This is a genomic window from Bacillus massilinigeriensis, from assembly GCF_900117315.1.
GTDB lineage: Bacteria > Bacillota > Bacilli > Bacillales > Cytobacillaceae > Bacillus_BE > Bacillus_BE massilionigeriensis.
This window is the reverse complement of sequence record NZ_LT630337.1, coordinates 3,141,673-3,155,809: the sequence shown is the minus strand read 5'-3', so window position 1 is coordinate 3,155,809 and position 14,137 is coordinate 3,141,673. Positions and strand designations below refer to the sequence as shown.

15 protein-coding genes and 3 other annotated features are annotated in these 14,137 nt (G+C 37.8%); of the genes, 13 read left to right on the top strand and 2 right to left on the bottom strand.

Going from position 1 to position 14,137, the window contains the following annotated elements:
* Positions 1 to 257: 257 nt before the first annotated feature.
* The 9 genes from ytxC (at position 258) to BQ6100_RS15685 (ending at position 7,724) form a co-directional block, all read left to right on the top strand.
* Complete coding sequence (gene ytxC / locus BQ6100_RS15725) at positions 258 to 1,106, top strand: putative sporulation protein YtxC (RefSeq protein ID WP_075982528.1); 849 nt, start codon at positions 258 to 260, stop codon at positions 1,104 to 1,106.
* Positions 1,107 to 1,165: 59 nt separating this feature from the next.
* Positions 1,166 to 1,407: a binding site (T-box leader), on the top strand.
* A gap of 103 nt (positions 1,408 to 1,510) precedes the next feature.
* On the top strand, positions 1,511 to 3,442 hold the full coding sequence (gene thrS / locus BQ6100_RS15720) for a threonine--tRNA ligase (RefSeq protein ID WP_075982527.1): 1,932 nt from the start codon (positions 1,511 to 1,513) through the stop codon (positions 3,440 to 3,442).
* A 135-nt stretch (positions 3,443 to 3,577) separates the two neighbouring features.
* Positions 3,578 to 3,713 (top strand) — a sequence feature (ribosomal protein L20 leader region).
* Between the two features lie 61 nt (positions 3,714 to 3,774).
* A complete protein-coding gene (infC, locus tag BQ6100_RS15715; RefSeq protein ID WP_173719927.1) occupies positions 3,775 to 4,290 on the top strand; it encodes a translation initiation factor IF-3 in 516 nt (171 codons plus the stop codon).
* Positions 4,291 to 4,306: 16 nt separating this feature from the next.
* Positions 4,307 to 4,507, top strand: coding sequence for a 50S ribosomal protein L35 (gene rpmI / locus BQ6100_RS15710; RefSeq protein ID WP_075982525.1), 201 nt, complete (start codon positions 4,307 to 4,309; stop codon positions 4,505 to 4,507).
* Between the two features lie 25 nt (positions 4,508 to 4,532).
* On the top strand, positions 4,533 to 4,889 hold the full coding sequence (gene rplT, locus BQ6100_RS15705) for a 50S ribosomal protein L20 (RefSeq protein ID WP_075982524.1): 357 nt from the start codon (positions 4,533 to 4,535) through the stop codon (positions 4,887 to 4,889).
* 63 nt (positions 4,890 to 4,952) lie between these two features.
* Positions 4,953 to 5,219 (top strand): DUF1294 domain-containing protein, encoded by a 267-nt coding sequence (locus tag BQ6100_RS15700; protein WP_075982523.1) that lies wholly within the window; start codon positions 4,953 to 4,955, stop codon positions 5,217 to 5,219.
* 81 nt (positions 5,220 to 5,300) lie between these two features.
* Positions 5,301 to 5,876 carry a TVP38/TMEM64 family protein gene (locus BQ6100_RS15695; protein ID WP_075982522.1) on the top strand — a complete coding sequence of 192 codons (576 nt, stop codon included), beginning with the start codon at positions 5,301 to 5,303 and terminating at the stop codon, positions 5,874 to 5,876.
* A gap of 164 nt (positions 5,877 to 6,040) precedes the next feature.
* Positions 6,041 to 6,478 (top strand): dUTP diphosphatase, encoded by a 438-nt coding sequence (gene dut, locus BQ6100_RS15690; RefSeq protein WP_075982521.1) that lies wholly within the window; start codon positions 6,041 to 6,043, stop codon positions 6,476 to 6,478.
* A gap of 160 nt (positions 6,479 to 6,638) precedes the next feature.
* Positions 6,639 to 7,724: a M42 family metallopeptidase gene (locus tag BQ6100_RS15685; protein WP_075982520.1), complete on the top strand. Its 1,086-nt coding sequence runs from the start codon at positions 6,639 to 6,641 to the stop codon at positions 7,722 to 7,724.
* A gap of 93 nt (positions 7,725 to 7,817) precedes the next feature.
* On the opposite strand, the gene sspI is transcribed toward BQ6100_RS15685, so the two are convergent.
* Positions 7,818 to 8,024, bottom strand: a complete 207-nt coding sequence (gene sspI, locus BQ6100_RS15680; RefSeq protein ID WP_075982519.1) for a small acid-soluble spore protein SspI — start codon at positions 8,022 to 8,024, stop codon at positions 7,818 to 7,820.
* A gap of 116 nt (positions 8,025 to 8,140) precedes the next feature.
* On the opposite strand from sspI, the gene BQ6100_RS15675 reads away from it, so the two are divergent.
* From BQ6100_RS15675 to pheT, 3 genes are all read left to right on the top strand, one after another.
* Positions 8,141 to 8,893, top strand: a complete 753-nt coding sequence (locus BQ6100_RS15675) for a TrmH family RNA methyltransferase (RefSeq protein WP_075982518.1) — start codon at positions 8,141 to 8,143, stop codon at positions 8,891 to 8,893.
* Positions 8,894 to 8,969: 76 nt separating this feature from the next.
* Positions 8,970 to 9,219 (top strand) — a binding site (T-box leader).
* 54 nt (positions 9,220 to 9,273) lie between these two features.
* Complete coding sequence (pheS, locus tag BQ6100_RS15670; RefSeq protein WP_075982517.1) at positions 9,274 to 10,311, top strand: phenylalanine--tRNA ligase subunit alpha; 1,038 nt, start codon at positions 9,274 to 9,276, stop codon at positions 10,309 to 10,311.
* A gap of 19 nt (positions 10,312 to 10,330) precedes the next feature.
* Positions 10,331 to 12,745 carry a phenylalanine--tRNA ligase subunit beta gene (gene pheT, locus BQ6100_RS15665; RefSeq protein ID WP_075982516.1) on the top strand — a complete coding sequence of 805 codons (2,415 nt, stop codon included), beginning with the start codon at positions 10,331 to 10,333 and terminating at the stop codon, positions 12,743 to 12,745.
* A 60-nt stretch (positions 12,746 to 12,805) separates the two neighbouring features.
* Here the strand turns inward: pheT and rnhC are convergent, their stop codons facing one another.
* Complete coding sequence (gene rnhC, locus BQ6100_RS15660; protein WP_075982515.1) at positions 12,806 to 13,735, bottom strand: ribonuclease HIII; 930 nt, start codon at positions 13,733 to 13,735, stop codon at positions 12,806 to 12,808.
* 140 nt (positions 13,736 to 13,875) lie between these two features.
* On the opposite strand from rnhC, the gene zapA reads away from it, so the two are divergent.
* Positions 13,876 to 14,136, top strand: coding sequence for a cell division protein ZapA (gene zapA / locus BQ6100_RS15655; RefSeq protein ID WP_075982514.1), 261 nt, complete (start codon positions 13,876 to 13,878; stop codon positions 14,134 to 14,136).
* Position 14,137 lies beyond the last annotated feature (1 nt).

Genomic DNA, 14,137 nt, shown 5'->3' with positions numbered 1-14,137 from the left:
TTCACACTATTAAACCCAAATTAACCATGCCAAATTCAGTGAACGTCAATGAGAGAACAGAGGGAACCGTAACGGGCACAGGATTCGTTAAAACAATCCCTTCAATATTTATTACAGAAGTTCCCTCCGAAATAAATTTGTACGCCATTGCCTAAGAATACGGCATTTCTAGCATATGAGTTAGCGGTTCATACTTCTAAATTGGCCAAATTCCCCATATACATGAGACAAGGATTTCTAAACAAGGGGGGATTTGGTTGATTGAAATCATATTCCAAAATAAAGAGGATGCACAGAAGTTATTCGACTACTATAAATCAAAAACGGAAGTAGCGGATATTCTTCTTGTTGAAGATAAAAATAAAGGAATTGTGCGTTTTGATTCTATCTCAGACCAAAATCATACAATATTAAGTGAAACCTTATATCGATTTATCCTCAATATCAAACAAATTGACTGGTTCCGAAGAATATTGAGGGAACAGTATTATTATGAGGATGAAGATGAGCAGCAGCAAATTTTAGAAATTATCCAATCAATCGTCGAAGGAAAACGGGAAGATTTAACTTCTTTCATTAAAGAATCAGAGAATAAGGAAAGTTTAAAGGAAGCCATCTATGGGATGTTTCAGAATCAAATATCATTTTCCTTTGATTCCTTTGTACGATTTCGCTTAAGAACCTTTATGAATCAATTGGCACGATATGTAGAAATTTCGATTGATGAATATAAAATGGAACAGGAATATCAAATGTTTATCCAAACATTAAGAGAATTTATCGCAACAAGAGCACCAAAACTGAACCATCTTCATTTACTTTTTGAGGAGGAGATTTCCTTCTATGATGATCAATATGTGGAAATGAAGCGGGCGGAGCTAGTCAGAATGATTGATCGAAGGCTTCTGTCTAACCATCCTGTGTATATTGATTCAGTTACTATTGCGCCTCTTTTATCCATTGCACCGAAGGAAATCAATATATATACAAATGAGCCAGAGCAGCCTTTAGTTCGTACTATCCAAAATATTTTTGAAGAAAGAGTCTTTATTCAACCGATTTCTTGTTTTTATCATAAAAAAAAGCCAGTTGAAGAAAAAATGTAAGTATCCCTTGATTTTCGTATAACAACCCTCTATAATTACGTACATAACATTGAAATATGAAAAAAGTCATGATGAGGACAAGGGTATTCTTGTACGGTTTAAAGAGAGGGAAGGCAAGGCTGAAACCTTCCTAACACGATCCTGAGTACTTACCACCTCTAAACTTCAACCATGAACGTTGGATTCAATTATTACTGGTTGACGGGATATCCGTTATTGAACTAATGAAGTCATTTTTCTAATTTAGTAAAAATGAGAATTAGGGTGGAACCACGTGTTGAAATCAAAACTCGTCCCTTCGTATAGGGGCGGGTTTTTTATTTTGCCTCTAAACCGGAGAAAGGCTTATTATCTAAGCTTAGCCCAACTAAAATAATCAAAATAAATGTAAGGAGGAATTAATCATGTCAGAGCAGATTAAAGTTACTTTTCCAGATGGAAATACAAAGGAGTTTCCAAAAGGAACAACAACTGAAGAAATCGCTGCATCGATTAGCCCAGGATTAAAAAAGAAATCCATTGCTGGCAAATTAAACGGCGTGATGTATGATCTTCGCCGTCCAATAGAAGAGGATGGGTCTATTGAAATTATTACTCAGGATAGCCCCGAAGCTTTAGAGGTTTTACGTCATAGCACAGCTCATTTAATGGCACAAGCGATCAAACGCCTATTTAAAAATGTAAAGCTCGGTGTTGGTCCGGTTATTGAGGGTGGATTTTACTATGATATGGATATGGAAGAATCCATTACACCGGAGGACCTTCCTTTAATTGAAAAGGAAATGAAAAAAATCATAAATGAAAATATTGAAGTGGTGCGTAAAGAGGTTTCAAGAGATGAAGCTGTCCAATTATATAAGGAAATCGGCGATGAGTATAAACTTGAACTAATTGAAGCAATCCCTGAAAATGAAACAGTTACTTTATATGAACAAGGCGATTTTATCGATTTATGTCGTGGAGTTCACGTACCATCGACTGGAAAGATTAAGGAATTTAAATTATTAAGCATTGCTGGTGCATACTGGCGCGGAAACAGCGATAACAAAATGCTTCAGCGTATATATGGAACAGCTTTCTTTAAGAAGGAAGATTTAGCTGAACATCTACGTCTTCTTGAAGAAGCGAAGGAGCGCGACCATCGTAAAATTGGGAAAGAGCTTAATCTATTCACTACTTCCCAATTGGTTGGTCAAGGTTTGCCTTTATGGTTACCAAAAGGGGCAACAATTCGCCGCATTGTTGAAAGATATATTGTCGATAAAGAAGTTCGTCTAGGCTATGACCATGTTTATACTCCAATTATGGGAAGTGTAGATTTATATAAAACTTCTGGCCACTGGGCTCATTATCAGGAGGATATGTTCCCTATTATGGATATGGATAATGAACAATTGGTTCTTCGTCCAATGAACTGTCCACATCATATGATGGTTTATAAAAATGGTATCCATAGCTATCGTGAGCTGCCAATCCGCATCGCTGAGCTTGGAACGATGCATCGATATGAAATGTCTGGGGCGCTTTCTGGACTTCAACGCGTTCGTGGAATGACTTTAAATGATGCTCATATCTTTGTTCGCCCTGATCAAATCAAGGATGAATTTAAACGCGTTGTAAATCTGATTTTAGAAGTATATAAAGACTTCAATTTTACTGATTACTCATTCCGTTTATCCTACCGTGATCCAGAGGATACAGAAAAATATTATGATGATGATGCAATGTGGGAAAAGGCACAAAGTATGCTTAAAGAAGCTATGGACGATATGGGTCTTGAATACTTTGAAGCAGAAGGGGAAGCTGCTTTCTACGGCCCTAAGCTGGACGTACAAGTAAAAACAGCCTTAGGAAAAGACGAAACATTATCCACTGTTCAATTAGACTTCTTACTTCCAGAACGCTTTGATTTATCGTATGTTGGTGAAGATGGCAAACCACATCGACCAGTTGTTATTCACCGTGGGGTTGTATCAACAATGGAACGCTTTGTTGCCTTCCTAATTGAAGAATACAAGGGTGCCTTCCCAACCTGGCTAGCACCTGTTCAAGTTCAAGTGATTCCTGTATCACCAAATATCCATCATGAATATGCGAAGGAAGTTAAAGAAATGCTTCAAGCAGAAGGATTCCGTGTTGAGCTCGATGGCCGTGACGAAAAAATCGGCTACAAAATAAGGGAAGCACAAATGCAAAAAATCCCATATATGCTTGTAGTAGGGGATAAGGAAGTTGCTGAAAAGGCTGTTAATGTACGCAAATACGGACATCAAGAATCTGAAACTGTACCTTTTAGTGAATTTATTACTTCACTAAAAAATGAGGTAAATCGATAATTTGTGCAAACACAGATAAAAGTATTGCATAAACCTTGTAATTTATGTTAGAATTTTTATCGTTGCTTAAAAAATATATGTTTGACAGCATATCATTCTTTGTGATATAGTAACTAAGGTAAATTGAATACAAGTTTGTAAAAGAAGAGGCACCCGCTTCTCACCTGAATTGACGCAATAGGCTGTTGACAGGTTTTACGTAAGCATTTTTCTTATTAAAATGAGGTTTTCGTAAAGTGTGGGTGTATGCTATCCACACTTTTTTGTTTGTATAAACCTAGTTTTCCTTTTACGGACGTTGTATTCGTAAAAAACCTTGGAGGTGTCTAACTATTAGCAAAGACATATTGTTAAACGAGGGAATTCGTGCCCGGGAAGTTCGTCTAATTGATCAAAACGGGGAACAATTAGGAATCAAGTCCAAAAACGAAGCATTGGAAATTGCAGCTCGTGTAAATCTTGACCTTGTTCTTGTTGCTCCAAATGCGAAGCCACCTGTAGCCCGTATCATGGACTATGGCAAGTTCAAATTTGAACAGCAAAAGAAAGAAAGAGAAGCACGTAAAAATCAAAAGGTTATCAATATTAAAGAGGTTCGCCTTAGCCCAACGATTGATGAGCATGATTTTAATACTAAGCTGCGTAATGCTATCAAGTTTCTAGAAAAAGGCGATAAAGTAAAAGCATCGATTCGTTTTAAAGGTCGTGCGATTACACATAAGGAAATTGGTCAACGTGTTTTAGTCAGATTTGCTGAAAGCTGCAGTGAGATTGCTACAGTTGAATCTCATCCAAAAATGGACGGAAGAAGCATGTTCATGACTTTAGCACCTAAAAACGATAAGTAATGAGGAGGAATCCCTAATGCCAAAAATGAAAACTCACCGTGGCGCTGCAAAGCGTTTTAAGAGAACAGGATCTGGTAAACTTAAACGTTCTCATGCATACAGAAGCCATTTATTCGCTAACAAAGTAACAAAACAAAAACGTAAACTTCGCAAAGCAACTCTTGTATCTGCTGGCGATTACAAACGCATCCGTAACTTATTAGTAAATCTTAAGTAATATCCGATTCTAGGAGGGAAAAAATATGCCACGTGTAAAAGGCGGTACAGTTACTCGCAAACGTCGTAAAAAGGTTTTAAAATTAGCTAAAGGTTATTATGGTTCAAAACATACATTATATAAAGTTGCAAACCAACAAGTAATGAAATCATTACAATATGCTTTCCGCGATCGTCGTCAGAAAAAACGCGACTTCCGCAAATTATGGATTACTCGTATCAACGCAGCTGCACGCATGAATGGTCTTTCTTACAGCCGTTTAATGCATGGACTTAAGCTTGCTGGTATCGAAGTAAACCGCAAAATGCTTGCTGAACTTGCGATTGCAGATGAAAAAGCATTTGCAGAATTAGCAACTGTTGCAAAACAAAACTTAAAATAATAAGATATAAAGCCATTCTCTTATAGAGAATGGCTTTTTCCATAAATAGGTGGTGACATAATCATGCTAACTTTTTTAACTATTTATTACATCGGTATGAATTTCATTGGGATATTAGCAATGTTCATCGATAAGAGGAGAGCAAGAAAGCATCAGTACCGAATTCAAGAAAAAACTTTATGGTTTATTGCTGTGATAGGTGGTGCAATTGGTTCAACCCTAGGTATGGAACTATTTAGACATAAAACAAAACATCTATCCTTTAAATGGGGATTTCCGCTATTGTCTATTATGCATATAATTCTAATTTCTAACTTTTTATTTGTGTAAGAAAAATATTTTTGTCATAACTGTTACCAAATTTCGATAGGATAAAGTATCATCAAGTGAGCAGCAAAAGAAGGTGGATAAATGGATGAACAGTTAGCTATGTTGTTTGTCATAGTAAAGGCAGGAGGCATTTTTGCACCTATTGCATTTATATTCTTTCATTTTGTTAGGCAATTTTTGTTTATACCTGTATCTGTAATTTGTATTGCAGGAGGAGTTCTATTTGGTACAATTGCAGGTACGTTTTACTCATTGATTGGCCTCCTTTTTAGCAGCTTTCTATTTTATTTCATTGTGAACAGGATGCCGAAAACCTATGAAAGGCTTTCAAAAATAAAAAGGAAATGGTTTGGCGAGTATCGCAACCTTACCGTCGGACAGATTGCCATTTTACGATTAATTCCTTTTATACATTATCATTTGTTAAGTTTTTGTCTTATTGAAAGGAAAAAAAGCTTGAAACAATATATGAAGGCATCATTTATTACAAATATTCCTCTTGCCCTATTCTATACCGTTTTTGGTGAATTTATCAGCCGCTTTACACCTACTCTAATTATCATCATCCTCTTTTCATTATCTGTACTTGTGTATATCCTTCGTGAAAAAGTGACCATAATTAAATGGAAGGAATTTTTTAAGGCAACTGCTTCATAATATCTCAAAAAGGGAAGGTCTTCGGTACCTTTCCTTTTTCGTTAATGGTAGTTTCTTAGGGGGCATTTTTGATACACTCTAAAGTGGACATAAATTAATAAATGGTTGGCTAGAAATTCCTTTATTTTTAGAAAAGGGATAAAAAGAAAAAGGGGAATGCTATAATGGAATATCATTTGAAGGTTAAATTAATTAATAATGAGGCTACATTACCTTTCCAGGCAAATCCTGGTGATGCCGGGTTGGATTTATTTTCTGCAGAGGACAAGCTGATCCATCCTGGTGAGGCAGCTCTTATCAATACTGGGATAATAATTGAGTTGCCGGAAGGAACAGAGGCACAGGTAAGACCGAGAAGCGGATTGGCATTAAAACATTGCATAACTGTATTAAATAGTCCTGGAACCATTGATGAAGGATACAGAGGGGAAATAAAGGTCATCCTTATTAATCATGGAAAAGAGGTCTTTCAGGTAGAGAGACGAATGAGGATAGCGCAAATGGTGATTGCCCCAGTGGCAAAGGTCCATGTCACTCAGGTTCAAGAGGTATCAGAATCGGAAAGAGGAAAGGGAGGCTTTGGTTCCTCTGGTCTAAAATAGAAAAATTTTTTAACTAAATATAGAATTGTGTATCAAGTCCCTTCTTTTAGGTTCCATAATAAAAAATAAAAGAAAAAATGCGAATTCGCAAAATTTTTGTATATAAACAAAAATACAGTTATAATATGGAAGAAACTAAATTATTAAGGGAGTCGAAATAATGGCTAATTTAGATGAAACCTTATTGATGCTTAAAGACCTAACAGATGCAAAAGGGATTCCTGGGAATGAGCGGGAAGTTCGAGAAGTAATGAAAAAATACATAGCTCCATTTGCAGATGAAGTGACAACGGATAATCTCGGTAGTTTAATCGCGAAAAAGACAGGGAAGGCTGACGGACCAAAAATCATGGTTGCTGGCCATCTTGATGAAGTTGGCTTTATGGTAACAAATATCGATGATAAGGGCTTTTTGCGTTTTCAAACCGTCGGTGGTTGGTGGTCACAGGTAATGCTGGCCCAACGAGTGACAATCGTCACTAGAAAGGGAGATGTAACAGGAATCATTGGTTCCAAACCACCTCACGTTCTTTCTGCTGAGGCTAGGAAAAAGCCAGTTGAGATTAAGGATATGTTTATTGATATCGGTGCATCAAGTCGTGAAGAGGCTGAAGGATGGGGAGTTCGCCCAGGAGACATGGTCGTTCCTTATTTTGAATTTACAGTGATGAATAATGAAAAAATGTTATTGGCTAAAGCATGGGATAACAGAATTGGCTGTGCAATCGCCATTGATGTATTAAAAGGGTTAATGAATGTCGACCATCCAAACGTAGTTTACGGTGTTGGAACAGTACAAGAAGAGGTTGGACTTCGTGGTGCAAAAACCTCAGCCCAAAAAATTGAACCAGATATTGCATTTGGCGTAGATGTTGGGATTGCAGGGGACACCCCTGGAATTACGGAAAAAGAGGCATTGAGTAAAATGGGAAAAGGCCCACAAATTATTCTTTATGATGCCTCCATGGTTTCTCATAAGGGATTACGCGATCTTGTAACTGATACGGCAGATGAATTAAATATTCCTTACCAATTTGATTCTGTTCCAGGTGGCGGCACAGATTCCGGCTCCATTCATCTAACTCATAACGGTGTTCCAGCGTTATCCATTACAATTGCAACACGATATATCCACTCACATGCTGCAATGCTCCATCGTGATGATTACGAGAATGCAGTAAAATTAATTGTTGAAGTCATTAAACGTTTAGACCGTGAAACTGTTGATCGAATTACACTTGAATAGTCTGAATTGGTCATAAAAAAAGGGTATCCCTGAATGAAATGAAGGGGTACCCTTTTAGTTAGTGTAGAAAATTGTCTATTTGACCAACCTAATTTATTTTAGGCCACTTTCAAGTAGCTGAAGCATTTCCTGTCTTTCTTTTTCAGAGGCATTATTCCAGATTACTTCAAATAGAACGCCAAGACCAGGAAGCATTTTTTCTTCACCAGTTTGAATGGCATCGACAATTGTATCTCTTAACTCATCCTGTGTATTACCAGATACATTATGTATGATGGCATTTCGTAAATTTAAATTCACGATGATTTACCCCCTTCATATTTATTCACTTTTATCATTTTCAATTTTTGGATTTATTATGTATTTAAGTTAATATATAATAAGAAAATTGGAGAAGGAATGGAGGGATGAATAGGATGAAGCATATCTCGTCTGCAAAAAATCCTCAAGTGAAGCAATGGAAGAAGCTTTTAACAAAAAAGGAGAGAGATCGTTCGGGTACTTTTCTTGTTGAAGGATTTCACCTTGTTGAAGAAGCTCTTATGGAGAATAGAATTAATGAAATAATCGTACATGAAAATGTGGAGCTTCCTATAAAATGGAACTATCACGATATTCCTGTTACCCAGGTTACAGATGAAGTCATCCACGCATTAACTGAAACGGAAGCCCCTCAAGGAGTCTTAGCTGTTTGCGAGCAAACAAAGATGGAATTAACTAGTTTTAAGGGGAAACGCCTATTATTAGTGGATGCTGTTCAGGATCCAGGGAACCTAGGAACAATGATTCGCACCGCGGACGCTTCTGGCATGGATGCTGTAATTGTCGGAGAGGGCAGTGTGGACATATACAATCCAAAGGTACTACGGTCGGCTCAGGGGAGTCATTTTCATCTCCCTGTCTTAAGAGGAAATCTGGAGGAATGGATAAGTCAGTTAGCCGAAAATCAAATTCCTATTTTTGGAACGGCGTTAGAAAATGCAAAGGTATACACAGAAGTGAAACCTGAAGAATCGTTTGCATTATTAGTAGGAAACGAAGGGAATGGAGTCAATCCAGAGCTTCTTAAGAAAACATCCGCAAACCTCTACATACCGATTTTCGGAAAAAGTGAATCATTAAATGTTGCAGTCGCCACCGGGATATTGTTATATTATTTAAGGGCATAAAAAAAATGCCCTTTTTTCTAGAATCCGTTTGAAACATGGAAAAAGATGTACTATAATAGACGGAAAAATGAATATCGAAAAAACATTGACGGAGAAGAGTATCTTACTGATTCTATCAAGGGAAAAAATGCCTTAGACTGGAAGCATTTTATAGAAAAGTAAGGGAAGTTCACCTCCTGAGTGGCATCGGGACCATTTTGAGGAATATTCGAAATGTAAAGATGCATCGGTTTACAAGCCGTTACCCTAATGAAGTTGAACACAGGTAAATTGTATGCATTTGTGTTAATAAGGGTGGTACCGCGATATAAAACCTCGTCCCTTTTTTGGGATTGAGGTTTTTTTTATTGGAAAAAAGCAAGAATGAAGGAGGAAACAACATGCAGGAGCAATTAAAACAGCTGCAAAAAGAGGCGCTTGAAAAAGTAAATCAAGCAAGTGACCTCAAAGAATTAAATGATATTCGAGTATCTTACTTAGGCAAAAAAGGCCCCATTACTGAGGTTCTAAAAGGAATGGGAAAATTATCTGCTGAAGAAAGACCAAAAATGGGTGCTTTAGCAAATGAAGTTCGTGATGCCATTTCTTCAAAAATTTCAGAAAGACAAGAGGATTTAGAAAGGGCAGCGGTCGAAGCAAAGCTTGCTTCTGAAACCATTGATGTCACGCTTCCTGGCAGACCTGTACAAACAGGGAATTTCCACCCCCTTACACGTATTATTGAAGAGCTTGAAGATCTATTTGTTGGCATGGGTTACACCGTTGCAGAAGGTCCAGAAGTTGAACAGGATTATTATAACTTTGAAGCATTGAACCTGCCAAAGGGTCACCCAGCTCGTGATATGCAAGATACCTTTTATATCACAGAGGAGACATTGCTTCGTACTCACACTTCACCAATGCAAGCAAGAACAATGGAAAAGCATAAAGGAAAAGGTCCTGTCAAAATCATCTGTCCAGGAAAAGTGTATCGCCGTGATAATGACGATGCTACACACTCACACCAATTCATGCAAATTGAGGGACTTGTTGTCGATGAAAATATTCGCATGAGTGACCTTAAAGGAACACTAGAGATTTTTGCAAAGAAAATGTTTGGGGAAGACAGAGAAATCCGTTTGCGTCCAAGCTTCTTCCCATTCACCGAGCCATCTGTTGAAGTGGATATTTCATGCATGATTTGTCATGGCAAGGGCTGTAATGTATGTAAAGGTACCGGCTGGATAGAAGTATTAGGTGCAGGAATGGTTCACCCTAATGTACTTGAAATGGCCGGCTTTGACTCTAAAAAATATTCCGGCTTTGCCTTTGGAATGGGTGCAGAACGTATTGCAATGCTAAAATACGGAATTGATGATATTCGCCATTACTATACAAATGATATTCGTTTCTTAAAACAATTTGCGATACAAGAGTAACAGAAGGGATTGAGGAAAAATGTTCGTTTCTTATAAATGGCTGCAGGAATATGTTGATTTGTCCGGAATCACTGCAGAGGAATTAGCGGATAAAATAACCAAAAGCGGAATTGAGGTCGAAGGAGTTGAGACCCTAAACGAAGGCATTAAAGGTGTTGTCATAGGTCATGTAGTTGAAAAAGAACAGCACCCGAATGCGGATAAGCTAAACAAGTGTTTAGTGGATCTTGGCGGAGAGGCACCTGTACAAATCATTTGTGGCGCACCAAATGTTGATAAAGGGCAAAAGGTTGCAGTCGCTACCATTGGTGCGGTTCTACCAGGTAATTTCAAAATTAAAAAGGCTAAGCTACGCGGGGAAGAATCTAATGGAATGATTTGTTCCTTAAAAGAGCTTGGTGTTGATCCAAAAGTAGTGGCAAAGGAATATTCTGAAGGTATTTTTGTTTTTCCTAATAATGTACAGGTTGGAGAAGATGCCATTTCTTATCTAGAAAGAGATGATCAAATCCTCGAGTTGGGATTAACTCCAAACCGTGCAGATTGCTTAAGTATGATTGGGGTTGCCTACGAGGTAGCTGCTATTTTAGGAAGAGAAGTTAAGCTTCCTCAGCCTAAAGTAGAAGGAATTTCTGAAAAGGCAGCGGACTATATCCAAGTAACAGTAGATGCATCAGAAGATAATCCTCTTTATGTTGCAAAGGTCATTAAAAATGTGAAAATTGGTCCATCTCCATTATGGATGCAAGGAAGATTAATGGCTTCGGGGATTCGCCCACATAATAATGTTGTCGATATTACGAATTATATTTTATTAGAGTATGGTCAACCATTACATGCCTTTGACTACGACCGTCTAGGGTCGAAGGAAATCCTCGTTCGTCGAGCAAATGAAGGAGAAAAAATAATAACTTTAGATGACGCAGAAAGAAGCCTAACAGCTGATCATCTTGTTATTACCAATGGCACAGTTCCAGTTGCTCTTGCAGGTGTAATGGGTGGGGCTAATTCTGAGGTTCAATCTGATACTACGACTGTTCTTTTGGAATCCGCCTACTTCAAAGGATCAACCATTCGCAAGGCCTCAAAGGATCACGGATTAAGAAGTGAAGCCAGTGCGCGTTATGAAAAAGGCATTGATCCAAATCGGACCCGAATTGCTGCTGAAAGAGCAGCTGAGTTAATGGCATTATATGCTAGTGGTGAAGTTTTAGAAGGATCTGTAGAAGCCGATACATTAAAGGTTGAGCCAGCAGTTGTAACCATTACATTAGAAAAAATTAATCGTGTTCTTGGAACAGAAATCAGCCTAGCTGAAGTTGAGTCGATTTTCTCACGACTTCAGTTCGAGGTTCAAACAGACAATGATTCGCTGACAGTGACTGTCCCTACTCGCCGTGGTGATATTACGATTGAAGAGGATCTCATTGAAGAGGTTGCAAGACTCTATGGTTATGACAATCTCCCAACGACTTTACCAATCGGTTCATCAACTCCTGGGTATTTGTCAGATTATCAAAAGAAACGCCGTATTGCTCGCCGTTTCCTTGAAGGGGCAGGTCTTTACCAAGCTGTTACTTATTCACTTACAAGTAAAGAAAAGGCAACACAATACGCATTAGATAAACGTGAGCCAATCCGCTTAGCGATGCCTATGAGTGAAGATAAAAGTCTACTTCGCTTAAGTATTCTTCCACAATTATTAGAAGTAGTTAAATATAACGCTGCACGTCAAAATGAGAATATGGCTGTTTTTGAAACAGGTGTAGTTTTTTTAGCGAACGAAAAGGATCAGCTTCCAAATGAGCAGGAGCATTTGGCAGGAGCTGTAACAGGCCTTTGGCAATCCCACTTATGGCAGGGTGAAAAGAAACCAGTTGACTTTTATGTTGTAAAGGGAATTTTAGAAGGATTGTTTACTCGTTTGGGTTTGAATAATCAAGTAGAATATCGTAGTACAGCTATAGAAGATATGCATCCTGGAAGAACAGCTGAGATTTTGCTAAATGGAAAATCAATCGGATTTGTTGGACAAATTCATCCAAATGTTCAAAAGGATTTAGACTTGAAGGATACGTATGTATTTGAAATTTCTCTTAAGGATGTTTTAGAAGCAGATGTAGCTCCATTACAATATGAGTCTATTCCACGCTTCCCTTCCATCACGAGGGATATCGCTCTTGTTGTTGATAAAGGTATGACGGCAGGAGAACTACAGACTATCATCACTGAATCAGGTGGTACATTATTGAAAGAGGTTTATGTTTTTGACTTATATGAGGGTGAGCGCATGGAAACAGGCAAGAAATCCATTGCCTTCTCACTAAAATATTTCGATCCTGAAAAAACATTAACTGATGAAGAGGTAACAAAGGCACATGGTCAAGTCCTTGCAGCTGTAAAAGAAAAAGCAGGAGCTGTTTTAAGAGGATAATGAAATTTTAAAAGTACCTGGAACGCTTGAGGAAATTTTCGCAGCACCAGGTACTTTTACTTATTTTAGGAGTTTAAATGCTTTTTCTGTATTAGCAAAATGCAGCTTAACAAATTGGGGGAGTACTTCTTTTCCTTTAGCCTTAATCAATCGTGCAGCGGCAACATCTACCTGAGGGCCAGCCCCTTTTGGAATAGTAAAGCCAGCCTTCTCACTTAGCTTTTCAAAATGCTGAATAAATGCATACCTTGCCAGAATAGAAGCGGCAGCAACAGCAAGATGTATCCCCTCTGCCTTTGTACTAAAATAAACATTCTCACGAACGATAAAGGGTTCCCCTTTTAAATAATTGTAATAAACCCCTTCTTGAGCGAATTGGTCAATCAATATCGCATCTGGTTTTTGAGGGGCAATTTTATTCAGTACATGCTTTAAGGCTTGATTATGTAATAAGGCCTTTATTTTTCCTTGTGACATTCCGGACCTTTGTAGTTGGTTGTATTTTTCATTATGTAAGGATAAGAGGCTGTAAGGAATGACCTCTTTAATTTGTTTAGCAATTTCACAGATTTTCTCATCATTTAAGCTTTTAGAATCCTTAACACCAAGCTCTTTTAATAGTGGGATATCCTCTTTTCGAACATAAGCCGCAACAACTGTAATCGGGCCGAAAAAATCCCCAGTTCCTACCTCGTCAGAACCCAGGACAGACAAATTCTCAAAATTAGCAGGTAAATTTCCATGCTTGGCTTGGGTTTTCGCTGAGGCTTTGATTGGTGCTTGAGGCGAACCTCCCCATTTACTAGCTTCAGCTTCACTTCCTGCCCCTTGAAATAATACCTTCCCGGATTTATAGGCAGTTATTGAACAATTGGTAGTTTTGGCTGAAAAAACTCCTCCTGGAGGAACCTTTTCAGAAAGAAAGACATGATAATGTTCCTTCATTTCGTGTATCTCATTTAAGCTTTTTATGATTACCGTGTTACTCATTGTTTTCTCACTCCTAAAAAATACAAAAATAGAATAGTTTGTTAATTGAATGGAGATGAATTTACCTTTCTTATACTTTCCACTATAATAGGGTTCATGTTATGATAACAAATAGGATTCTTAGAATGGAGGCAAGGAATTTGTCTGATACACAAAAGCAGCGTATAACGGTGGACATATTTGGTGGTCAGTATACAATTGTTGGTAGTGAAACTTCAAGTCATATCCGTCTTGTTGCATCAATGGTAGATGATAAAATGCGTGAAATCAGCTCAAAGAATCCATCGCTTGATATTAGCAAATTAGCTGTTTTAACTGCAGTTAATGCCGTTAATGATTATATTAAACTAAAGAACCGACTAGAGCAGCTTGAAAATGAATTAAAAAGAGTAAAGGACTGAA